This is a genomic window from Guptibacillus hwajinpoensis (assembly GCF_020171785.1).
GTDB classification, from domain to species: domain Bacteria; phylum Bacillota; class Bacilli; order Bacillales; family Guptibacillaceae; genus Guptibacillus; species Guptibacillus sedimenti.
The window spans coordinates 350,231-371,230 of record NZ_JAIVAE010000002.1 but is presented as its reverse complement, the minus strand read 5'-3'; the positions used below and the strand labels follow the sequence as shown (position 1 = coordinate 371,230).

At 40.7% G+C, this 21,000-nt stretch carries 26 protein-coding genes; 5 read left to right on the top strand and 21 right to left on the bottom strand.

What is annotated here, in order from left to right; all coding sequences use genetic code 11:
- The 9 genes from ftsL to LCL91_RS02375 all read right to left on the bottom strand — a co-directional run bounded on the left by ftsL (window position 1) and on the right by LCL91_RS02375 (window position 8,451).
- A complete protein-coding gene (gene ftsL, locus LCL91_RS02415) occupies window positions 1–369 on the bottom strand; it encodes a cell division protein FtsL (RefSeq protein ID WP_224879639.1) in 369 nt (122 codons plus the stop codon).
- 37 nt (window positions 370–406) lie between these two features.
- The gene (gene rsmH, locus LCL91_RS02410; RefSeq protein WP_098443294.1) at window positions 407–1,336 is read right to left on the bottom strand and encodes a 16S rRNA (cytosine(1402)-N(4))-methyltransferase RsmH; all 930 of its coding nucleotides are present in this window, start codon (window positions 1,334–1,336) and stop codon (window positions 407–409) included.
- Between the two features lie 34 nt (window positions 1,337–1,370).
- Window positions 1,371–1,802, bottom strand: a complete 432-nt coding sequence (mraZ, locus tag LCL91_RS02405) for a division/cell wall cluster transcriptional repressor MraZ (protein WP_098443293.1) — start codon at window positions 1,800–1,802, stop codon at window positions 1,371–1,373.
- 371 nt (window positions 1,803–2,173) lie between these two features.
- Window positions 2,174–3,796 (bottom strand): bacillithiol biosynthesis cysteine-adding enzyme BshC, encoded by a 1,623-nt coding sequence (gene bshC / locus LCL91_RS02400; RefSeq protein WP_224879637.1) that lies wholly within the window; start codon window positions 3,794–3,796, stop codon window positions 2,174–2,176.
- Between the two features lie 102 nt (window positions 3,797–3,898).
- Window positions 3,899–4,282: a DUF3397 domain-containing protein gene (locus tag LCL91_RS02395; protein WP_098443291.1), complete on the bottom strand. Its 384-nt coding sequence runs from the start codon at window positions 4,280–4,282 to the stop codon at window positions 3,899–3,901.
- A gap of 18 nt (window positions 4,283–4,300) precedes the next feature.
- The gene (locus LCL91_RS02390; RefSeq protein ID WP_255639850.1) at window positions 4,301–5,182 is read right to left on the bottom strand and encodes a 2-dehydropantoate 2-reductase; all 882 of its coding nucleotides are present in this window, start codon (window positions 5,180–5,182) and stop codon (window positions 4,301–4,303) included.
- A gap of 107 nt (window positions 5,183–5,289) precedes the next feature.
- Window positions 5,290–6,822: an acyl-CoA carboxylase subunit beta gene (locus tag LCL91_RS02385; protein WP_224879633.1), complete on the bottom strand. Its 1,533-nt coding sequence runs from the start codon at window positions 6,820–6,822 to the stop codon at window positions 5,290–5,292.
- 54 nt (window positions 6,823–6,876) lie between these two features.
- Window positions 6,877–7,089, bottom strand: coding sequence for a biotin/lipoyl-binding carrier protein (locus tag LCL91_RS02380; protein ID WP_224879631.1), 213 nt, complete (start codon window positions 7,087–7,089; stop codon window positions 6,877–6,879).
- Between the two features lie 24 nt (window positions 7,090–7,113).
- On the bottom strand, window positions 7,114–8,451 hold the full coding sequence (locus LCL91_RS02375; RefSeq protein ID WP_224879629.1) for an acetyl-CoA carboxylase biotin carboxylase subunit: 1,338 nt from the start codon (window positions 8,449–8,451) through the stop codon (window positions 7,114–7,116).
- A gap of 227 nt (window positions 8,452–8,678) precedes the next feature.
- On the opposite strand from LCL91_RS02375, the gene LCL91_RS02370 reads away from it, so the two are divergent.
- A complete protein-coding gene (locus LCL91_RS02370) occupies window positions 8,679–9,152 on the top strand; it encodes an N-acetyltransferase (RefSeq protein WP_098443286.1) in 474 nt (157 codons plus the stop codon).
- Window positions 9,153–9,177: 25 nt separating this feature from the next.
- Here LCL91_RS02370 and LCL91_RS02365 read toward each other — a convergent pair whose 3' ends face one another.
- From LCL91_RS02365 to LCL91_RS02350, 4 genes are all read right to left on the bottom strand, one after another.
- A complete protein-coding gene (locus tag LCL91_RS02365) occupies window positions 9,178–9,741 on the bottom strand; it encodes an RsfA family transcriptional regulator (protein ID WP_224879627.1) in 564 nt (187 codons plus the stop codon).
- Window positions 9,742–9,907: 166 nt separating this feature from the next.
- Window positions 9,908–10,672, bottom strand: coding sequence for an enoyl-CoA hydratase/isomerase family protein (locus LCL91_RS02360; protein WP_224879625.1), 765 nt, complete (start codon window positions 10,670–10,672; stop codon window positions 9,908–9,910).
- A gap of 80 nt (window positions 10,673–10,752) precedes the next feature.
- The gene (gene rpmF, locus LCL91_RS02355) at window positions 10,753–10,926 is read right to left on the bottom strand and encodes a 50S ribosomal protein L32 (RefSeq protein ID WP_098443283.1); all 174 of its coding nucleotides are present in this window, start codon (window positions 10,924–10,926) and stop codon (window positions 10,753–10,755) included.
- Window positions 10,927–10,972: 46 nt separating this feature from the next.
- Window positions 10,973–11,509 (bottom strand): YceD family protein, encoded by a 537-nt coding sequence (locus tag LCL91_RS02350; RefSeq protein WP_160919243.1) that lies wholly within the window; start codon window positions 11,507–11,509, stop codon window positions 10,973–10,975.
- 186 nt (window positions 11,510–11,695) lie between these two features.
- Between LCL91_RS02350 and LCL91_RS02345 the strand changes: the two genes are divergently transcribed.
- Window positions 11,696–12,907 carry a nucleotidyltransferase gene (locus LCL91_RS02345; protein ID WP_224879622.1) on the top strand — a complete coding sequence of 404 codons (1,212 nt, stop codon included), beginning with the start codon at window positions 11,696–11,698 and terminating at the stop codon, window positions 12,905–12,907.
- Window positions 12,908–12,932: 25 nt separating this feature from the next.
- Here LCL91_RS02345 and LCL91_RS02340 read toward each other — a convergent pair whose 3' ends face one another.
- Together LCL91_RS02340 and LCL91_RS02335 are read right to left on the bottom strand one after the other, a co-directional pair.
- Complete coding sequence (locus LCL91_RS02340) at window positions 12,933–13,961, bottom strand: SepM family pheromone-processing serine protease (protein ID WP_224879620.1); 1,029 nt, start codon at window positions 13,959–13,961, stop codon at window positions 12,933–12,935.
- Window positions 13,958–14,746: a patatin-like phospholipase family protein gene (locus LCL91_RS02335; RefSeq protein ID WP_165995246.1), complete on the bottom strand. Its 789-nt coding sequence runs from the start codon at window positions 14,744–14,746 to the stop codon at window positions 13,958–13,960. The genes LCL91_RS02340 and LCL91_RS02335 overlap by 4 nt, the downstream gene beginning before the upstream one ends.
- A gap of 139 nt (window positions 14,747–14,885) precedes the next feature.
- Here LCL91_RS02335 and ylbJ point away from each other — a divergent pair, with 139 nt between their 5' ends.
- Window positions 14,886–16,109 (top strand): sporulation integral membrane protein YlbJ, encoded by a 1,224-nt coding sequence (gene ylbJ, locus LCL91_RS02330; RefSeq protein ID WP_224879618.1) that lies wholly within the window; start codon window positions 14,886–14,888, stop codon window positions 16,107–16,109.
- A gap of 14 nt (window positions 16,110–16,123) precedes the next feature.
- Here the strand turns inward: ylbJ and coaD are convergent, their stop codons facing one another.
- The 3 genes from coaD to LCL91_RS02315 all read right to left on the bottom strand — a co-directional run bounded on the left by coaD (window position 16,124) and on the right by LCL91_RS02315 (window position 17,789).
- On the bottom strand, window positions 16,124–16,618 hold the full coding sequence (coaD, locus tag LCL91_RS02325; RefSeq protein ID WP_098443278.1) for a pantetheine-phosphate adenylyltransferase: 495 nt from the start codon (window positions 16,616–16,618) through the stop codon (window positions 16,124–16,126).
- A gap of 2 nt (window positions 16,619–16,620) precedes the next feature.
- Window positions 16,621–17,208, bottom strand: a complete 588-nt coding sequence (rsmD, locus tag LCL91_RS02320; protein ID WP_224879616.1) for a 16S rRNA (guanine(966)-N(2))-methyltransferase RsmD — start codon at window positions 17,206–17,208, stop codon at window positions 16,621–16,623.
- 266 nt (window positions 17,209–17,474) lie between these two features.
- Complete coding sequence (locus LCL91_RS02315) at window positions 17,475–17,789, bottom strand: hypothetical protein (protein WP_224879614.1); 315 nt, start codon at window positions 17,787–17,789, stop codon at window positions 17,475–17,477.
- Between the two features lie 112 nt (window positions 17,790–17,901).
- Here LCL91_RS02315 and LCL91_RS02310 point away from each other — a divergent pair, with 112 nt between their 5' ends.
- Window positions 17,902–18,288 (top strand): DUF7147 family protein, encoded by a 387-nt coding sequence (locus tag LCL91_RS02310; protein WP_224879612.1) that lies wholly within the window; start codon window positions 17,902–17,904, stop codon window positions 18,286–18,288.
- A gap of 42 nt (window positions 18,289–18,330) precedes the next feature.
- On the opposite strand, the gene LCL91_RS02305 is transcribed toward LCL91_RS02310, so the two are convergent.
- Window positions 18,331–19,560 (bottom strand): MFS transporter, encoded by a 1,230-nt coding sequence (locus LCL91_RS02305; RefSeq protein ID WP_224879609.1) that lies wholly within the window; start codon window positions 19,558–19,560, stop codon window positions 18,331–18,333.
- Window positions 19,561–19,676: 116 nt separating this feature from the next.
- Window positions 19,677–19,952 (bottom strand): YlbG family protein, encoded by a 276-nt coding sequence (locus LCL91_RS02300; RefSeq protein WP_098443273.1) that lies wholly within the window; start codon window positions 19,950–19,952, stop codon window positions 19,677–19,679.
- 107 nt (window positions 19,953–20,059) lie between these two features.
- On the opposite strand from LCL91_RS02300, the gene LCL91_RS02295 reads away from it, so the two are divergent.
- A complete protein-coding gene (locus LCL91_RS02295; RefSeq protein ID WP_098443272.1) occupies window positions 20,060–20,380 on the top strand; it encodes a hypothetical protein in 321 nt (106 codons plus the stop codon).
- Between the two features lie 22 nt (window positions 20,381–20,402).
- Here LCL91_RS02295 and LCL91_RS02290 read toward each other — a convergent pair whose 3' ends face one another.
- Entirely contained in the window at window positions 20,403–20,843 is a 441-nt protein-coding gene (locus tag LCL91_RS02290; protein ID WP_098443271.1) for a YlbF family regulator, read from the bottom strand.
- Window positions 20,844–21,000 lie beyond the last annotated feature (157 nt).

The following is a 21,000-nucleotide window of genomic DNA, read 5'->3' as shown; positions in this document are numbered from 1 at the left end:
TTATGATCCCTTGTTGATCACTTCTACGTTTTGATCATTTAGTTGCATGCCTAATTTTTCTTCGGCAATGTTCACAATTCGACCGGGTGCACTTAGCTCAGTTACTTTCACTTGAAGCTCTTCGTTCTGTTTCACTTGAGCACGTTGATCTGCTTCTGCTTGCTGCAGACCCGTATTCAAATTATAAATCGTAGCATAATTTGAAACCATAAAGATTGACGCGGCCACAAAAGTAAGTACAAGCATCATCCAGAGCATTTTCTCTCCTTTTGTAATACGTCCACGTTCTACATAAACCGCTTGCTTTTTTGTTTCAACTTGTTTTTGCGTTTGATGCTGCTGCTGATACTTATACGCCAGGTTACTCATCATTTTCCCCCTTGCACCTTCTTTTTTATTTTTATCTTTACATTTTCTCTGCCACACGAAGCTTCGCTGATCGTGCACGTCTGTTTGCTTCCTGCTCTTCTTCAGATGGTAGAATTGGCTTTCTTGTTACTAGCTTCATATCAGGCTGGTATGCATCTGGGATAATCGGCATTCCCGGTGGAAGTTCTGGCCCCGAAGCTGCTTCTTTCATCGTTGTTTTGCAAATCCGATCTTCAAGAGAATGGAATGTGATGACACTCATCCGTCCGCCTGGGTTTAAAATGGACATTCCGTCAATTAGAGCCTGTTCAAATACTTTCAGCTCATCATTTACCGCTATACGAATCGCTTGAAAAATTCTTTTAGCGGGATGTCCCCCTTTCCTTCTCGCAGGTGCAGGAATAGCATCTTTAATGAGATCAACGAGTTCAAATGTGGTTTCAATCGGTTTTAAGTCCCTTGCTTTTTCAATTTTGCGAGCGATTTGTTTTGAAAACTTTTCTTCACCAAATTTGAAAAAAATCGAGACGAGACGTTCATACTCCCACTCATTCACCACTTCGTACGCTGATAAACTGGAAGATTGATCCATCCTCATATCCAGCTGTGCATCATGCTGATAACTAAACCCCCGCTCACCTTTATCAAGCTGCGGAGAGGAAACACCGAGGTCAAATAAAATCCCATCAACGCCTTCAACACCGAGGTCAGCTAACGCTTCTTTAATAAAACTAAAGTTTCGTTCGATAACCGTGAGCTTTTCTTCATACCCTGCAAGTGTTGTTTTGGCATTATCGATTGCCCACTGATCCTGATCAAAAGCATAGAGGTGTCCTGTGGTAAGCTTATCCAGGATAGCTTTTGAATGACCGCCGCCACCAAGCGTACAGTCTACATAAATACCATCTTCTTTAATATTTAGTGCATTTACTGCTTCTTCTTTTAATACTGTAATGTGTTCAAACATAGCGACACCTTAACCTTCATTCCATATTAACCTTCTACAAATCGAAATCCATCATACTTTCCGCGATTTCAGAGAAAGAATCTTCTGATGCATTGAAATACTCTTCCCAGACCGCTTTGTCCCAAATTTCTAATCGATTTGAAACACCAATTACAACGCATTCTTTCTCAAGCCCTGCATACTGGCGTAATGTTCCGGCAATATTTACCCTGCCCTGTTTATCCAGTTGGCATTCAGTTGCACCTGAGAAAAAGAATCGGGTAAAAGCACGAGCATCTTTCTTTGTAAAAGGGAGTGATTTCATTTTCTCTTCAAGAACTTCCCATTCGGTCATTGGGTAGCCGAAGATACATTTATCTAACCCGCGGGTGAGGACGAAGCTATCTCCAAGTTCTTCACGGAACTTAGCGGGAATAATCATTCTGCCTTTTTCATCAACAGTATGTTGATATTCCCCCATAAACATGGCTCCATCCACCTCTCCCACTTTCTACCTCTAAGTTACCACAACTCCCCACTTTTCACCACTAAAAAATTAATTCGTACCACAACACAAAAATCCTGCTGTTCAGCAGGATTTTTCTTTAAAAATATTTGGTTTTCTCCGCGGGTGCCTGTCACCCCCCGCTATTTGTCGAATGAAACAATGCCCTATAGCGTTATATTGGCCAAATTCCGAGGATATTGGCTAAATTCGAATTATATTAGCTAAATCCCATTTTTATTGGCCAAATCTCAAATATATTGGCCAAACTAAAAAAAGCTGCCAGAATCCTCCGGCAGCTTTTCAACTATATAGTTAGGAATCGAAATAACCGCTTCTCTCCCTTCTAATCTCTAAAGATAAATCACCTTATGCTGATCATTAAAGGGAAGCTCCAGATCCATCATTTGATCCACAAAATCCAAACCATGCCAATTTAAATAATAGACAACATTCCACTTTCGCTCTTGCGGAGCGCCGTTTGGTTTTAATGCAAATCCCACCTCATCGAATTTAGCCAACGTATTTTCATGCTGGTACTCGAGTGACTGATAAAGTTTTTGTTGAAGAAGATCAAGCTGTCTTTGAAGGAACCGGCCATTCTTTTCCGCAAAGCGACCAAGTCCGTGATCAACGGATTCTGTCAAATCACGAAGATTTTGATGAATTTCCTCCACTTTTACCTTAGCATCGTTAAATGTCGTCCCAATCCCTACATCATCTAACTGGCGCATATAGGTTTCTTTTAAGTGCTCGATCCCTGACTTTAGTATTTCATCATCGGTTAAGGAGAGGTCAGCGACATACTTTTGAATATGTCGCTCCACAAACGTAAATGTAAGCCGTGGCACGATTACAGGCATTTTTATTCCAAAAGAATGAAAAGCAGGCTTCAGCAGAGCCCAATAGGCAAGTTCACCCGGCCCAGCCACAAATCCTAGCACAGGAAACATTAAATCCTGCATGATCGGTCGCGTCACAACATTGTTACTTAATTCTTCCGGTTGACGTTCCGCTAAATCAAGCAGTTCTTCTTTCGAGAATGAAACGGAAGCTGTTTTCCCCTCAAATCTTCCGTTTAGTCGTTCTAGTAAAATTCGCTCACCATTTACCTTTACGAATAAATTTGCTTGTTGGTCATCAAGGTCAACACCAATTGGATAATTTTCCTCACGAAGATGAGCCGCTTGGGTTAAAACCCCTTCATTGATTGTTTCGTTTTGATGAATCATCTGTTTAAACGCGTCCGTCTGAAGCTGGCGAAAATCTTTGTTACCTGAATCTACGAGCACAAGTCCATGCTTTGAAAAAAGCTTTGTCATGATGTAACAAAAATGATCCACGTAAGTAGTTGACTTCTCTGTTACTCCTTCAAGAAACGCTTGTATCTCTTTCGTATAAGAAGTTTCCCCAAATCGTTTGAGCATGTCACGCGTCCAAGTGTTCATCGCGTTATGATCAAGCGATATATCGGATAATGCCTGCTTGGTCATTTGTTTTTGAGGCACTGCCTCTTTACGCTCGCGCCCTTCATCATACAAATAAATATGATTCACTTCATGATAATCATGATCTTCCCCCGCTACCCAAAAAATAGGTATAACAGGTACCCCAAGCTTTCGCTCTTTCTCTTCTGCTAATTTAATGACCGATATCGCTTTATTGATTGTATAAAGAGGACCAGTTAACACACCCGCCTGTTGTCCGGCAACAACTGTGACCGATTCTGGTTGTTGTAAACGCTCGATATTTCTGAGCGCAGGTCCTTCGGCTTCAAATTTTTCATTAAACGCCATCAAGTGTTCCGTTAAATTCGCACGATCTTGATGACGTTCCATTAACTCTTTGTATCGCTCTCCATACGAGGAATCACGCTGATATGTATAGTCAAAGAAAGCTGAGAGCGTTGTTTTCTCAGCGATATAATCTGTCGCAATAACATTTGATCCTGGAAGGAATGTTTCTCTGAGTCTCATTAATATTTCTTCCTTTCTTGACACCGTTACTGAAATCCGCCTATTTAATCCTTTGTTAGTATATCAAACTTCCTCATTGCTACCAAAAAAAAAGCTTATGAGTTAGACCGAAATAATTCGGTGAACTAACCCAATAAGCAAAAGAACGACATACCCTGTCGAGAACAATAGAAAATTAAATCGCCACGCGCCTTTTATCACTTTATGAATGTGAATGTCATCTTTCGTTTTCCAATGCAGAATTGTAAAGGCTCCTGCAGCTCCAATAATCATTAATAAAATAACCCATAGAAAAGACTTTCCAACTAATTCGATTAGAATAAAATGCACGCTTAAAATAAAAAAGATTGTAGAAAGGTCTACTGCAAGACGAAAAGAGAATTTTTTCTTTCGTGTCATTTTCACCGTAATAATATAGACCAGGTACCATGCGAGCAGTGGGGCTGTCACAGCCGTTGCTACAATCCATGATAAGAGGTTTTCCATTTCATGAGACTCCCTTCTCTATCTCGTTACCATCTCAAGACCCTTCACGCTATCAAAGACAAACCTCGAAAAAGGAACATATTTCCCCCGTGCCTCCGCTTCTTTTAGTACGTATCCTGTGATTGCATCGATTTCAGTTAATCTTCCAGCTTGTAGATCTGCGAGCATCGAAGACGTATTCGCGCTCGTCTTTCTGCATACGAGCTGCACATCATTCCATGACCGTTCAAATTCTAACTCGAGAACTTCACAAGCTTCTTTTACTAATTCTCTCATCAGACTATAAAACCTTGCATTTTGCAAAAGCTCTCCATTTAAAACACCATATAGACTACTTAGTGGATTAATCGCGCAATTTGTAACTAATTTCTTCGCAAGCATCTCGTACCAGTCAGGTTCGTAATAAACAGGAAAATCTTCGCTAGAAAGCGCAGTTAGTACATTGGGAACTCCTGAATAAGTGCTTATCCTAATGACTCCATCACCAGTATGTTCAACTGTTCTTTCATCGATCTTCAACGCACCATGTTCGACTACCCCGACAAGAACATTATGATGCAACAACTCGATATAGGAAAGATGCCCCATCCCATTTTGAATAAAAAGGATATCCGGCATATTCGAATCGTGATACACTTCTTGAATCAACGACAGCACAGACGGAACCTGATTTGACTTGACTGCCACAATGAGTAAATCCGTTTTTTTTGACGACAGCTGATGCGTTGCCTGAACTTTGACGCACCGAGTCTTGCGTCTATTTATGTAGTTAATGCCTTTGCGGAGCTGATCAGCCTGATGTTTGCGACGGCATACAACTGTCACGACTTGGCCATTCATCGCAAGCTTCGCAGCCACTAGTAATCCAATTGACCCCGCTCCAATGATCGTTACGTTCAACATCTCCCCCACCTTATCGTGAGTCTATATTTTAAAGTTTAGCACAGGTTCATCATGTTGATGAGAAAAAAATCCCTTAACAGTTAAGTTAAGGGATTTTCAGCATATTATACCGGATAGACCGGATGTTTTTTAGATGGTGCTTCCACTTCTTTCGATTCATAATAACTTAACCGCTCAATTAACACGTGACGTAGTTCACTTCCAGGCACAATATCATCAACAATTAACTCTGATGCTAGTTTATAAATGTCAATGTGCTCTTTGTACTCCTGATGTTTTTCTTTTACATATTCGATTCGTTCCTTTGGATTCTCAATCGCATTGATCTTATTCGCATACACAGCGTTCACAGCCGCCTCAGGGCCCATTACAGCAATTTGGGCAGTTGGAAGTGCAATGCAACAATCCGGTTCAAATGCAGGCCCAGCCATAGCGTATAAACCTGCTCCATAGGCTTTTCTGACGACAACCGATATTTTCGGAACAGTCGCCGAACTCATAGCTGCAATAAGTTTTGCACCATGTCTTATAATTCCAGCGCTCTCCACTTTCGTCCCGATCATAAAGCCAGGCACATCAGCGAGAAAAATCAGTGGAATATGGTACGCATCACAAAGCTGAATAAATTTAGCCCCTTTATCCGCTGAGTCTACAAAGAGCACCCCACCCTTTACTTTAGGCTGATTAGCGATGAGTCCTACAACTCGTCCATCAATTCTTGCAAAGCCTGTAATTAATTCCGGCGCAAACAGCTTTTTCATTTCAAAAAAACTTTCTTTATCAACAAGTGCATCGATTAAATCATACATGTTGAATGGGGCATTTTGATTTTCAGGAACAATCTCGCTGATTGATTTATCAAGTGAAGGAAGTTTCCCTTCTAGATGAGGCGGCTGCTTATGGAAATTCCCCGGAAAATAACTTAGATAGCTTCTTCCAAGTTCGATTGCATGCTCTTCATTATCAGCAAGAACATCACCGCATCCACTTGTACTGCAGTGCATCCGTGCACCACCCATTTGTTCTAATGTCACTTTTTCACCAATCACTTTTTCAGCCATCCTCGGAGAGCCGAGATACATGGAAGCATTTTTATCAACCATTATTACGATGTCACAGAATGCCGGTATGTAAGCACCACCTGCCGCTGATGGACCAAATAACAAACAAACTTGCGGCACCATCCCAGACATTTTTACTTGATTATGAAAAATCCTTCCGGCTCCGCGACGGTTCGGAAACATTTCTAACTGATCCGTAATGCGCGCACCAGCTGAATCCACTAGATACAAAAGAGGCACTTTAAGGTTCATCGCTGTCTCTTGGATGCGAATAATTTTTTCCACTGTACGCGCTCCCCATGAGCCAGCTTTAACAGTGGAATCATTCGCCATCACGCATACCTTTTCACCATTCACGCTACCGATCGCTGTTACAACACCGTCTGCTGGTAAATCTTTAGCAAGGTGATTTGCAAATTTTCCGTCTTCCATATAATCGCCATTATCAAACAGAAGCTTCAGACGATCACGCACAAAAAGTTTGTTTGATTCTTTTAACTTCTCATGATATTTCTCAGCACCGCCAGACTCAACCTCTGATGCTCTAGACGATAAAAGCTCTTCTAGATGATTCATTGAAAACTCCTCCTTCTGTTAGTGTTAGATCGAGCGCTCGTTCAGAACACACGCTTACTTTACCGTAACGAGTACATCGCCTTCGTTCACAAAATCACCAACATTTACTTTAACCTCTGCAACCGTTCCTTCTTCAACAGCTTCAATTGGAATTTCCATTTTCATCGATTCAAGCATAACGAGTTCTTTTCCTGCTGTAACCGCATCTCCTTCGCCGACCATTACATTTAAAACTGTTCCCGCCATTGATGCTTTAATTTCTTGCATGTTCATCATTCCTTTTCAGTAGTATTATTTTTTGACAAGAATTTTTGATAGATAAGACGTTGAATATTTCCCCTGTTGAAAATTCTCTTCTTTAAGTAATTGGGCAAAAAGTGGTCCATTATGCTTGATCCCCGTTAGCGAAAATGAAGAAAAGAAATCTGTACATCGTTTAATCGCTTCTTCGCGACTTGATCCTGATACAATGATTTTCGCAATCATCGGATCATAGAATGGGGAAACGGTTGAGCCGCTTTCATAACCTGAATCAATCCGGACTCCTTCCATTTTAGGAAAATGGAGCGTTTCAATCTTTCCAGGTGAAGGCATAAAGGAAGTTGGGTCCTCTGCATATAGCCTAAGTTCAATACTGTGACCTGTAGGTTGAATGTCTTCCTGTTTCAGAGGGAGCGCCTTTCCTTCTGCAACGTTGATTTGCCATTCAACTAAATCGACACCAATGGTTTCTTCTGTAATGGGGTGCTCCACTTGCAATCTAGTGTTCATCTCTAGAAAATAAAAATTCTCATCCTTGTCCATAACAAATTCAACTGTTCCAGCATTCGTATATTGGACATGCTTAGCAGCTAGTAGAGCAGCTTCTCCTATTTGGATACGGGTGCTTTTAGACAAAAAAGGTGATGGCGCTTCCTCTAGCACCTTCTGATTTCGTCTTTGAATCGAGCAATCTCGCTCATTCATGTGAACAATGTTTCCATGATTGTCTCCTACAATTTGCACTTCAATGTGTCGCGCATCGTCAATGAATTTCTCTACAAACATCGCTCCGTTCCCAAAATAAGCCTTTGCACGGTTTTGACTCGATACGAATGCTTTTTCTAGCTCCTGATCATTTTCACAACGCTGCATACCAATGCCACCACCACCCGCAGCGGCTTTTAACATAATGGGGTAGTTAATTTCATTCGCAAATGCAATGGCCTCCGCTACATCCACGATTTCACCACTGCCTGGTACGACCGGTACACCAGCTTCCTGCATCGTCTTTCTCGCGGTAATCTTATCGCCCATCGCTTCCACAACATCTGCGCTAGGTCCAATAAACGTTATTCCCTGTTCATTGATTTTCCTTACAAATGCAGCATTTTCAGATAAAAATCCGTAGCCAGGATGAATCGCGTCCACGTTCTCTTCACTAGCTACCCTCAGAATTTTATCCTGATTCAGGTATGACTTTGCTGCAGGCGGGTCACCAATCTCATATGCGACTGTTGCTTGCTTAACATATGGAAGATCCTTATCTGCACTCGAATAAACAGCAACCGTCTCAAGACCAAGTTTGCTGCATGTTCTTATAATTCGTTCCGCGATTTCCCCACGATTTGCAATTAGGATTTTTTTCAAAGTATCGCCCCTCTCACCACAATAATGAATTAACAGGTTTGAAAACCCTTACATTTATCATATCATTAAATGACCTTCACGTTTCAATAAATATTCAAATTATTCCTTTTATACTTTGTTTTTTGAAATAAGGAAAAGTTTTGTGTTTTCGGTTATAATAGAAAGGTAGAAGTTGTTTCACTTCTAATCACCTAAGAGAATAAGAAGCATGTTTGGAGGGGGCCACTATGGTAGATCTGACAGTTCGTCCACTTGTCATCAATTACAAAACTCTTGAGGAGTTTAAGAAGTTTAAAGAATTTGGTATTCAAGAACTTTCAATGATGGAAGACCTGCAAGATAACATCATTGAGAATGATAGCGAATCTCCATTCTATGGTATTTATTATGGAGATAAGCTCGTTGCTAGAATGAGCTTGTATCGTATCGATGGCAAATACGATCGCTATTTTGATCCACCGCAGGATTACCTTGAGCTGTGGAAACTTGAAGTACTTCCTCAATATCATAATCGTGATTATGGTTCCACGCTTGTGAATTTCGCAAAAACCTTTAATTTGCCGGTGAAAACGAACGCAAGACAAGGTTCAGGTGAATTCTGGGAGAAAATGGGCTTTGAAGCAGTCACCTATCAGCCTGAACGCGATCGTGGAGAAAATCCTTATGTATGGTATCCTGAAGGCGTAAGCGAACAGGAGTAACGAAGAAATAGGAGCTGACACGCTCCTATTTCTTTATTTTTTCTAAGTTGCCGTTCGCATCCATTTGAAACCGCAAACTTCCTGAATCGTCTTCTTGAAAGATCACCATTTTCCTTGCTTTCTCCAAAATTTCTAGTAATGATTGATAATCTTCCTGAACTGTTAGGTACTCTTTTTCTAACTGATGAAGATTTTGCTTAAGCTGAAGATTTTCAGCCAGCGCCTCCTGTAGTGATGCTTCACTTTTACTTGTTTCAGTCAGATACGTTTTTGATGTTATCAACAGGCTAATGGCTTCATCGATTAAATCGATGCTTCGATCTTCTTCTGCTGAATCTACTTTCACTTCCACTTGATTTTTTTTCTGTTCCTTGCGCTGCTTCTTAGCTAACGTGATCGCCGCCTCATACTGTTTACGAATAAGTGAATTCCATCGAAACCCACAAGCTGCTGGAGTTCGAGACAACGTCATACCTACTTCTTCAAATGCAGCAAGTTGTGTACTTGATTCTCTAATGTGACGTAGGACAACCTCAGCTAATAATACATCTTCATCTTTCGACCAAGCATCCTGGCGAATCGGTACCAATCACAATCCCCCCAATAACTGTTTTACAGTCATCATATGCGTTTACTAGATATAGTAGACTCTTGTATTTATGAAAGAATCTATTTTTTTGACCCTAGTGAGAGAGGGATAGACCTTTTCTTATTCCAATACAACCTAGAACGAAACCGATTTATACGATACAAATTTACGAATTTTTGTTTAAAAATGCCTTAACGGCTTGATGATGCTCCTCTGTATCCCATAAGCGAGCACAGCTTCTAATTTCTTCTTCAACTCGATGACGGATGAGATGTGAATCTAGGCTATTGAGCCAGTAGGTTTTGTAAGAAGAAAGAATTAGTGGTGACCGTTTTAGAAGATTTTCTATGTAGCGATACGCATCCTCTTCCCATAGAAGATCATCCGTAATATATGTAAGGCAACCGCTTAAAAAAGCTTCTTCACTCGAATAGCGATCAGCACTCATAAGCATCTTCAAAGCTTCAGCATGATTCATTCTCGTTAAGGCATATGTTGATCCGCCCCAGCCGGTTGTTAACCCGATCGATCCCTGTATAAACCCTACCTTCGTGTTCTTTCTAGCAATCCGATAATCGCATGCCATCGCAAGCTCTAGCCCACCACCTACTGCGTGGCCATTCAAAAGCGCAACAGTCGGTTTTTTGCAGAAAAACAATTGATCAAGGACATTCCCCATTTTACGTAGCATTGGATAAGCCTGATCTTCTGTTCGAAGTTCTTGAAATGCCCTCACATCTCCACCACTACAAAATACTTTATCCCCGCTACCAGTAAGGACAATATAGCTAATCCTGTCGTCTGCTTCAACCGTTTCAATTGCTTGCGATAACTGATCCATTACCTCAAAATTAATCGCATTCCTTTGTTCTGGTCGATGAATGGTGATGATGGCAGCCTGATTTCGTTGCGTAGTGATTACACTCGTCATTTCACTCCACCTCTTTTTGAAAAGTCAAATAATTCAACACGTAAAAAAAACAGAGAGATTTCTCTCTCTGTTTCGCAAGATTACTTGCTAACTACGTTTTCACCTTTGTAATTTCCACACTCTTTACAAACACGGTGAGAAAGTTTGTATTCGCCGCAATTAGGGCACTTTACCATTCCTGGTACTTCTAATTTATAATGAGTACGACGCTTGTTTTTACGCGTTTTAGAAGTTCTTCTAGCTGGTACTGCCATTGTTTCCACCTCCTTAAAAAGTTAACAGTCTTACGGAAATCATGATCTAGTTATCTTCATTTTCCTTATTGAAAAAATCAGCTAAACCGGCCATACGAGGATCAACCTTTTCTTTCGGCTGTTCCTTCGTAATCACTTCCCAACCATTACCCGATTTTTTTGGCATTTCTTCCGATTCAGAGCTATATTTCACTACGCGAATCGGAATCTCCAAAAGTATATTTTCCTTAATATACGGAACTAAGTCAACCGTATTTCCCGAAACTTGATGAATTTCTTCATCTTCTACCTCAAAATCAACGCCATTTGTGTTTGCTTCAAGCACAAATGTCTCCATTGGGCGAAGTACGAACGGAAAATCAACATCTTCGAGTGTATTGGCACATGGTAGAACCATTTTGCCTTTCACTGTAAGATGAAAGGTAACCTTATTACCATGAAACGATGTTTCACCGGTAACATGAACTGGTGTAATCTCACGGATATCTGGATTACGTTCCTTCAGTTCCTCTACATTCACTTCTTCGTCAATTGTAAGGCCTTTTAATTTATAGGACTTCAATTGTTCAATTGACCATTTCATCTGTGTATCACCTCAAGGCAACAAAAGTATTATAGCTACAAATTAAGCAAATGTCAATATTTTTTCTTTACACCAGTTGTTTCATTGGTAATCTTGGTATAATGTTTATCATACCAGAGAAAAAACCTTTAATTCAACTAATAAAAATGATCGTCCAATTAGATTTGGATGGAGAGGAGCGACTGTATGAAAGCTGCTGGAGTTGTTGTGGAGTACAATCCTTTTCATAACGGGCATCTTTATCATCTAGAAGAAACGAAAAAAACGACGAATGCTGATGTGGTGATTGCCGTTATGAGCGGTTCGTTTCTCCAAAGGGGAGAGCCAGCCCTCGTTGATAAATGGACGAGGACAGAGATGGCTCTAAGAAATGGCGTTGATCTTGTGATTGAACTCCCCTACGTTTATGCTACCCAAAAAGCGGAAATCTTTGCAAAAGGAGCAATTTCACTCCTATCTTCCCTCGGAGTGGATTCCGTTTGTTTTGGAAGTGAATCAGGTGCCATAGAAGAGTTCCAAAAGACAACAACATTTATCCGTCACAATGAACCAGAATATAACGAACGAATTAAATATTACATGGGCCAGGGAAATAGCTATCCAAAAGCGTCATCGCTAGCTTTTGAGAGTCTTGATGGACACGCCAACGTGCTTGATCTCTCTCAACCAAATAACATACTGGGTTACCACTATGTTAAAGCGATTCAAGATCTTAATTCTCATATAGAGCCCTTTACAATTTTACGAAGCAAAGCAGGTTACCATGATCAAGACTTTGACGATGTGGAAATAGCAAGCGCAACAAGTATTCGAAGCAAGCTATTAAAAGGTAGTACCCTTGATCACATCATCAATTACGTGCCACATCCAACTTACGAGAAGCTCCTCGACTATGAGCATACATATAGCGACTTCCACGGGTGGCACAAGCTTTATCACCTGCTGCGTTATAAACTACTTACGACGAACAATAAGGACCTTTCTTTCATCTATGAAGCGGAGGAAGGGCTCGAGAACCGTCTTATTACAATGGCGAAGAAAGCCCCAAGTTTTCAAACATTTATGGAGTTTGTCAAAACCAAACGATACACGTGGACAAGAATTCAACGGTTCGCTCTTCACGTTCTCACACAAACGACTAAGGAGGATATGAAGCCAGCACTAGATGGGGAAGCACCATATATCCGTATTCTTGGGATGACAAAACCAGGTCGAACGTTTCTTAGTGAGAAAAAAGGGGCACTTTCTATTCCTCTCGTTTCGAATATTAATCAATCAGACCACCCATTTCTCACAATTGAAAGACGAGCAAGCCTAGTTTATGCACTCGGCTACAGTGGTCAGCATCAAGAAGACTTTCTTAAAAAAGAATATAAATCGGTCCCTTTAATGATCTAAAAAAAGCCTGGCAGTATGCCAGGCTTTATTTATCTTTCAATTGTTTTAAGTACTCACGAGCATCTTCAAAAGTTTCCACAGGAACAATCTTCATATCGGTTTCAATATCTTTTCCTGCTTCTAAGGCATCATCATAATTGGAGTGAGCAACCGGCGCAAAGAAAATTTCTGCCCCTGATCCATCAGCAGCCACGATCTTCTGTTTTATTCCACCGATCGGTCCAACCTCACCTTCGTCGTTGATTGTACCCGTTCCAGCAATTTCATACCCTTTTGTCCAATCCTCTTCCGTTAATTGGTTATAAATTTCAAGTGAAAACATTAACCCTGCTGATGGTCCACCAATTTCGTCGGTATTGATTTTAATGGAAGGATCTGTTTCAATCGTCGTTGCTGTCACAGGACCTGTAATCCCAACGCCTACTTTACCGTCTTCGGCATTATAAGCTGCAGGGAATTCTGCAAAACCAAGCTCCACCTTCATTTCCTTATCTTCTCTTTTAATGGTTAAGTTAACCGTGTCTGACTTTTCATAAGAGCCAAGTTGCTCAAGAAGCTGTTCGGTTTCTTCCACTTTCTCTCCATCAACCTCGACAATTAAATCTCCTAGTTCTAACTTCCCATCCGCTGGCATTCCTTCAATAATTCCGGTTACGAGAACACCATTTTTTGTAATGGTAATGTCCTTATTCGCTGCTTGGTATGCTACAATTGTCGCACTCGTTTGTGAGTTTGCCATAACATCTAGCTGTCTTTGATGGTACTCTTCATCCGACTCGCCTTCACGTTTAATCAAATCTTCTTCAATTAACTCATGATATTCGTTAAATTGGGCCCAGATATATTGAATAACGTTGGCTTCTCCTACTCGAACAGTCGTCAGCATAAATTCTCCACCATCTTGTGAACCACCATCGACGTTGATGACTTCATCTAATACTCTCGCTTCTCCCGGTGTTGTCACATAATAGGGGAGGTCAATAAATGTAAAGGCCGCCACCAATACAATAATAATTGCCCAAACATAGGTGAATTTCTTGGTGCTTCGATTCATTTGTTTTTCTCCTTCCACACCTTCACCGCCCGATGAATTTGTTCAAGGTGGCGATAGGCTTCTTCCTCTCCGATTTTAATGATATCCACTACGTTTGTAAAAGCTCTTGATTGAAAAGATTCCAACCCTGGTTTTATCATGACATCTGCATTAATTTCATGCAGCCTCACCATTTCATTTTGCATAATATCAATACTTTGCATAATGACGTCTATAATGGATGTCACATCAGGTTCTTTTTTTACGTTGGATACGTCTACAGCAATGACAAGATCTGCGCCCATTTCTCTTGCAACAGAAACTGGGACGCGATCAATGACACCTCCATCTACTAAGAGGCGTTCTCCAATCTTTTCTGGAACTAGTATTCCAGGTATCGCAATACTTGCTCTTACCGCTTGCGCTACAGACCCGGTTCGAAAAACAACCTTTTCTCCTTTAATAATGTCTGTTGCCACAATCGCAAGCGGAGGATCCATGTCTTCTATCTGTTTCCCATGAGTCAACGTTTCAATTAAACTTCTCACTTTATTCCCCGCAATAAACCCCATCTTAGGGACGGTAAAATCTAAATAATACTTTCTGCGGAAAAGCGATGCCATTTTCTCCATCGTTTCGACATCGTGTCCAGATCCATAAATCGCACCGACGAGTGATCCCATGCTACTTCCTGCAATGCAATCAATCGGGATTTTCTCTTGAAGTAATACTTTAAGCACACCTAAATGAGCGAATCCTCTTGCTCCACCAGAACCGAGAGCTAATCCGATCTTTGGACGGTTCATAGAGAACGCCTCCCTGTCTATACCTGCTTAATCATATGGTCTAATTGTGCCTCACATACGTATATTTTAATAATCGGACAGGTTAGAGAATCTTTTTTCGTTAACTACTCATGATTTGAGAAGTGGGAGGAATGGAACTGTGAACGTTCAAGTAATGAAAACGATAATGCTTGCAACGTCCGTGACGTTCGTTGCTCTCGCCGTTATTATATTTCCTGATCATACACTAGAGGCATCCAAAAGCGGCTTATCCATGTGGTGGAATATAGTCTTCCCATCTTTATTACCCTTTTTTATTATCTCTGAACTCCTAATCGGCATCGGCGTTGTTCGATTTATTGGCATTATACTAGAACCTTTGATGAGACCCCTTTTTCGTGTACCGGGTTCAGGAGCTTTTGTATTTGCAATGGGCATCGCCTCAGGCTTCCCTGCAGGGGCGAAGTATACCGCTCATCTTCGTCAAAATAATGACATCACTGCTATTGAAGGAGAACGCCTTGTTTCGTTTACGAACTGCTCAAACCCGCTTTTTATTTTCGCCGCTGTTGCAGTTGGTTTTTTCCATAATCCTGCCCTTGGCGTTATATTAGCGATCGCCCACTACACAGGTAATATTTTAGTTGGGTTCGTGATGCGTTTTCATCACCCTGAAGACGCTCAACCTACTGAAATGATTCGCTCCTCTGAGTCGCGGATCGGACTTGCTTTTACCGCTCTCCATCAAACACGACTTATAGATCCAAGGCCATTTGGAAAAATGATGGGAGATGCTGTTCATTCTTCAATTAAAACACTATTAATGGTTGGTGGCTTCATCATTCTGTTTTCTGTTTTAAATGAGCTACTCGGAGTGATTGGAATCGCTGCTATACTTGCAGGAGTAATTCGTTCCATCTTACTACTGTTACAGCTATCACCTGAGCTCGATATCCCATTACTTTCTGGAATGTTTGAAATTACGCTCGGAAGCAGACTAGCAAGTGAAAGCTCTACAACACTTCTTGCTCAAGCGATCGTTACCAGCTTCATTTTGGCTTTTAATGGATTTTCCGTTCAGGCACAGGTAGCAAGTATTTTGGCAGATACCGACATTCGGTTCAAGCCGTTTTTTTTCGCAAGGTTACTTCATGGCTTTTTCGCAGCTTTTCTTACACTTGTCATTTGGAAACCTATTTATTTAGATTATTTATCTTCAGGTAATGGCTCTCTTCCAGTTTTAAATCGAGAAGATGCCCCCTCTTTTATTGAAAACGTCTATTCTTTTCTTACGCAAACAGGTTCCTGGATCACCCTTTTGTCATTACTTACATTTATTATCCTTGTTACTTACCGTGCTGGGAATCAACGAATATCTAAGTAGAAAAAAGACCCCCGTTAACTTAACGGGGATTCTGCATACTTTTGTCTGAGAGCACTTTCAACGATCTCAGGTACTAGATCTGAGACAGGTGCATGGTATTTTGCAATTTCTTTTACAATACTTGAGCTTAAAAAGGAGTATTGATTGTTGGTCATCATAAAGAACGTTTCAATTTCATCTTCTAGTTTTCGGTTAATTGAAGCAATTTTCATTTCATATTCAAAATCAGATACCGCACGCAATCCGCGTAAGATCGTTGACGCCTCAACTTTTTTAGCATACTCAATTAAAAGGCCGTGATGAGAATCAACGGTAACGTTCGGAATGTCTTTTGTTGCTTCTTTTAACAAAGCTACACGCTCTTCTACTGAGAATAACGTGGATTTACTCTGATTATTAAGCACAACAACTTTAATATCATCAAACACTCTTGCACCTCGTTTAATAATATCCAGGTGACCAAAAGTTACTGGATCAAAACTACCTGGGCATACTGCAATTTTTGCCATGACTATTTCTCCTCCTCAACACGCAACTGTTCATATGTATAAATGGATATTGTTGTTTTTCCGCTATACGTTTCTTCACGAATCATTCGCAATCCCGCATAGAATTCTGGAAGCGTCACTTCTTTTTTGTGTTCAACGACAATCGTTGCTTGATCGTCTAACAAATGATAAGCCGTGAGCTTTTCAAGGTCGTGCAAGATTTGCTCTTTATGATAGGGAGGGTCTAATAAAACAAGTGAAAATTTAACCTCTCGTTTTTGAAGAGCTTTTAGCGCACGCTTTGAATCATTCCGAAATACTTCAGCGGATTCCGTAAAATTCGTTTGCTCTAAATTCCATTTGATTGTTTCAATCGCCTTACTTTCTCGATCCACAAACACACATTTTTCAATACCACGACTTAAAGCTTCAATGCCTAGCGCTCCACTACCTCCATACAAATCAAGAGCGAAACCACCTTCAAAAAATGGGCCAATGATGTTATAAATTGATTCTCTTACTTTATCTGTTGTTGGTCTTGTAGAAGTTCCAGGGACAGGCTTAATTTGCCTTCCTTTACATTCTCCTGCAATTATACGCATCTCTCTCACAACCTTATCGTTTCCATATTCCTACTTATCCTACCACAAAAAAAGAGAAAGCTAAAATCCATGTATAAACGTTTTTGGGATGGTGATACTAAACGTAGTAGCATCGTTCATAACGATGTTGCCAACCGCGGAAGAAGACTTACGTTTCCCCATAAGTTCTTCCTCCGGTTTCTCCTCTCCCATTTGCCTTAGCTTCATAGCTTAAGGCACCCGCAGGAAATCCTGCGGGTTTTTTTATCGAAACAGATCAAAAGAGGTTTCTCACTTTAGCCAGGATCAATGTCAAGTGCATCAACCTGCACACCATGCCAACCGTGGTGAACCCAGTCGCTAAATGATCCTTCTGTAATACTCGTATGATTAAACAAATAATTTTCTACCTCTGATAGAGATTGCTCTGAAAGCATTTCAGCCTCCGCAGCTGTTATGACACCATGCAACACAAGTGCAGCAAGAATGTCTGTGATAATCAAACCCTGAATCAACTTTTTATCGACGGTTTCCTCTTTAGCATGTCTTCCTCTCCAGTACAGATAAAGCAACCCACCTACTAAACCAACCAGAAGCAGAATCGAGCCCATAGAAGAACCTCCTTTCTTTCATTCTAATGCAAACGCTTCATCCTTTCCATCATAAAGGATTCATGCTACATTATGATTGGATTTCTGATTTAAAGGAAAGGAGAATGACAACATGATTCAACGCTTTATCGAGCTTGGTGAAGGCTATTCTGATATATATGAATTAGTTGAACTTGCAAGAACGAATTCACATCGCGTTCACCGTTTACTCGTACTTAAAACCACTAAAAATAACAGGGAGGTTTTATCACCAGTAGTCGTCTTAAAACCTGCTGGAGAAGGAAACCTACAGCCTCTTTACATATCTAGAGAAGGGATTCCTGCAAAAGAGCCTTCTGTACAGCGCCAGGAACTATTCGAAGCATTAAGCAATGAGATTGAGACGCCAATCATCCCTATTGAAGTGAAACCTTCAAGTGAGTTTAACGAAGTAGATCTTTATTTCAATTATATTATTGGGATACTTCGCTTAAATAACTTAATTCCTCCACTTCAGTAATTTCATAGAATAAACAAAAGCAGGAGCCAATGGCTCCTGCTTTTATGATGGGATTTCTTTTGCTTCATAAACAGTGCGTTTCCGATCAAGGATTGGGAGAACTTTTCTTTTTACATACGCTACGCTGATTAACAATATGATCCCTGCAAATAAAAACAGACCTCTTGTCCCAACCAACGCGACAATGGCTCCCCCCGTTATAGGTCCAAGTAAGTTTCCTAAATACACCGCGCTATTCGAGAAGCTATACGTTCTACTTTCCATGCCAGCAGGCGATAGCGTTTTAACTAACGAATTGACTGAAGGAAGCAATCCGCCAATACATAACCCTAATAAAAAGCGAAGAGCAATTAATTGCCAAAGTTCTTGAACAAACGCCTGAGGGATAGAAAAGATCGCAGCCCCTATTAACGAGTAATAGAGAACGTGATGAGAGCCTTTACGATCTCCAACTTTTCCAAGTTTAGGTGAAGCTAGCATATTGGCTACTCCCATGACAGAAGCGGCTATACCTGCAAATAAAGCCACATTTCCTCCTGCTGTAAGCTGCTGTACAAAAAGAGGAATGAGTGGATTCATACCAAGAAGCGCAAACTGTACAAGAAAACCGACGAGCATTAGAGATAGCATAGGAGAATGCACCGTTACTTTTTTGAAATCTTTTATCGCGTTGCTTTTCTCATTTTTGGCGGAGGGTTCTGGTTTCTTCTCTTCTTTTACTAGAAATAATACAACAAATGCTGCAAGTAAAATAACAATACCAGTAATATTAAAAATCATCCGAAAGCCAAACGTTTCTGCCATTAATCCTCCAAATAAAGGACCACAAATGGCACCTGCAACCGCTCCTGAATTTAGCGTACCGAGCGCGTACCCAACGTGCTCTTTTGGTGTATTTGTTGCAACAAGTGCAATTGCAGCAGGGATAAACCCTGAAACAACCCCATTAAGCAAACGTAAACCAAGTAAAGACCAGGGACCTGTGGCAAATCCGGTTAAAATAATAACGATTGCCATACCGAAGCCAGAACGAAGAAGCATTAGCTTTCGTCCATGTCGATCTGCCATACGTCCCCAGAATGGTGAAAATAAAAATGCTGTTAAAAAATTCGCTCCGAAAATGACGCCTGACCAGAGGCTAATTTGACTTTCCCCTTCTACACCGAGTTCTTGCACGTATAAAGGGAGAAATGGCATGATCATCGTCATGGCACCTAGGACTAAAAATTGACTACCAAACAAAATCCATACATTTCGTTTCCAATTCTCCACCATGTCACTTCCTTTAATTCGACCATTATATACTTCGGTTGCCGAAATAATCAACCGTTTAGGACTGGTTTATTTAAAAAAGAACATAAAAAAAGCCTCTTAAAAGGATTAGCTTTTTAGAGACCCATTTTGTAATCATATTGTTTTGCTTTATCAGGCTTAGCGTTCTGATATTCAGTTTGCACCTCTGGACGCTTTGATGGCTCCACTCTCTTAACAAAGTGAAGAGAGTTCAGGCGCTCTTTCGTTGTTTCCAATTGATCGAGATTAATATAAATCACGACATACTTTTGTTTTGAGGAAACGTAGTGAACATTTCCAAACCTTCTTAGCTGTTTGGCATGCTTTAGTGACTGAATATAGACTGCTAGGCCAACCCGTTCTACAAACATGACGCGTTTCCCCTTTACTTATGAACTCCACTCTTAAACGGAGTGGTCATTTGATGATGATTCAGTTACGATATTAGGAGACCGTCTTTAAGAAAGGATGCTCTAAAATGAATCTTAATGAGATATGGAATCCATTTCTAAATCGACTGGCCGAATCAACTTATGTGAACACCGTTTCAAAACAAACCATAACCGGTATTCCCTTTCTCTATCTTACAGTAAATTCGAATATTCGAAAAGCTGAGATTGAGATGTTAATTAAATTGGAAGCTGCTAAAAGCATGCGAGGAAAGCAGTTAAGGATGGAATATTCCTTCGTACGTGAAGAAGAGCAGCTGCTTGTTTATCGCGTGCGATTTTTAGTACCTCAAGAAAAGATGTTTTGTTGCGGGAACCTCTGTCCCGACTGCATTCGGTTTCGAAATTGAAAAACCAGAGCAAATGCTCTGGTTATCCACAACCGCAACTGCCGCCTGAGCCGCAGCCTCCACCACACGATTGGTTATCAAAGAAAGGATTTCCGGAAGGAACTTTAATAGACGGAGATACTTCACCAGCTAATAGAGAACAAACCTCTACAAGAAGACCTTCAAGTTCTGTCTCCGCTTTCTTAAATGCCGCTACCGCTTCGTGAAGGTCCATATCTCGCTTCGCTTCACGTACTTTTACAGTAATCGTCATAAAGTCAGGATGATAACGCCCGAAACGCTGAACCTCATCATAAAGTTCTTTCATTTCCGTGAAGCGTTTAATTAAACGCTGCGCCTCCCGATCTTTTGATAACTGCTTCCTAGCCTCATGATATTCATGAGCTACTTCTGAATCTTTTATCAAAAATCCAAGCTCTTCAGCCTGATCTAAAATCATAACACTATCTAGAGTAGCAATCATACCTACACCTCCACCCTTATCTTACCACTTTTAGGAACCCCCTGACCAGTCCTCTACTATAGTAGTAAAGTGAATACCCACGATTTGGTTATTGACTTTTTATGTAATCGGATCTATAATTTTCTAGATTTATGTGTTTTCATCTAAGAAAGGAAGA

Excerpts from the sequence above, each read along its gene's own strand:
- ftsL (WP_224879639.1), bottom strand. The coding sequence starts at position 369 with ATGAGTAACCTGGCGTATAAGTATCAGCAGCAGCATCAAACGCAAAAA.
- rsmH (WP_098443294.1), bottom strand. The coding sequence starts at position 1,336 with ATGTTTGAACACATTACAGTATTAAAAGAAGAAGCAGTAAATGCACTA.
- mraZ (WP_098443293.1), bottom strand. The coding sequence starts at position 1,802 with ATGTTTATGGGGGAATATCAACATACTGTTGATGAAAAAGGCAGAATG.
- bshC (WP_224879637.1), bottom strand. The coding sequence starts at position 3,796 with ATGAGACTCAGAGAAACATTCCTTCCAGGATCAAATGTTATTGCGACA.
- LCL91_RS02395 (WP_098443291.1), bottom strand. The coding sequence starts at position 4,282 with ATGGAAAACCTCTTATCATGGATTGTAGCAACGGCTGTGACAGCCCCA.
- LCL91_RS02385 (WP_224879633.1), bottom strand. The coding sequence starts at position 6,822 with ATGAATCATCTAGAAGAGCTTTTATCGTCTAGAGCATCAGAGGTTGAG.
- LCL91_RS02380 (WP_224879631.1), bottom strand. The coding sequence starts at position 7,089 with ATGCAAGAAATTAAAGCATCAATGGCGGGAACAGTTTTAAATGTAATG.
- LCL91_RS02370 (WP_098443286.1), top strand. The coding sequence starts at position 8,679 with ATGGTAGATCTGACAGTTCGTCCACTTGTCATCAATTACAAAACTCTT.
- LCL91_RS02360 (WP_224879625.1), bottom strand. The coding sequence starts at position 10,672 with ATGACGAGTGTAATCACTACGCAACGAAATCAGGCTGCCATCATCACC.
- rpmF (WP_098443283.1), bottom strand. The coding sequence starts at position 10,926 with ATGGCAGTACCAGCTAGAAGAACTTCTAAAACGCGTAAAAACAAGCGT.
- LCL91_RS02350 (WP_160919243.1), bottom strand. The coding sequence starts at position 11,509 with ATGAAATGGTCAATTGAACAATTGAAGTCCTATAAATTAAAAGGCCTT.
- LCL91_RS02345 (WP_224879622.1), top strand. The coding sequence starts at position 11,696 with ATGAAAGCTGCTGGAGTTGTTGTGGAGTACAATCCTTTTCATAACGGG.
- LCL91_RS02340 (WP_224879620.1), bottom strand. The coding sequence starts at position 13,961 with ATGAATCGAAGCACCAAGAAATTCACCTATGTTTGGGCAATTATTATT.
- LCL91_RS02335 (WP_165995246.1), bottom strand. The coding sequence starts at position 14,746 with ATGAACCGTCCAAAGATCGGATTAGCTCTCGGTTCTGGTGGAGCAAGA.
- coaD (WP_098443278.1), bottom strand. The coding sequence starts at position 16,618 with ATGGCAAAAATTGCAGTATGCCCAGGTAGTTTTGATCCAGTAACTTTT.
- LCL91_RS02315 (WP_224879614.1), bottom strand. The coding sequence starts at position 17,789 with ATGGGCTCGATTCTGCTTCTGGTTGGTTTAGTAGGTGGGTTGCTTTAT.
- LCL91_RS02310 (WP_224879612.1), top strand. The coding sequence starts at position 17,902 with ATGATTCAACGCTTTATCGAGCTTGGTGAAGGCTATTCTGATATATAT.
- LCL91_RS02300 (WP_098443273.1), bottom strand. The coding sequence starts at position 19,952 with ATGTTTGTAGAACGGGTTGGCCTAGCAGTCTATATTCAGTCACTAAAG.
- LCL91_RS02295 (WP_098443272.1), top strand. The coding sequence starts at position 20,060 with ATGAATCTTAATGAGATATGGAATCCATTTCTAAATCGACTGGCCGAA.
- LCL91_RS02290 (WP_098443271.1), bottom strand. The coding sequence starts at position 20,843 with ATGATTGCTACTCTAGATAGTGTTATGATTTTAGATCAGGCTGAAGAG.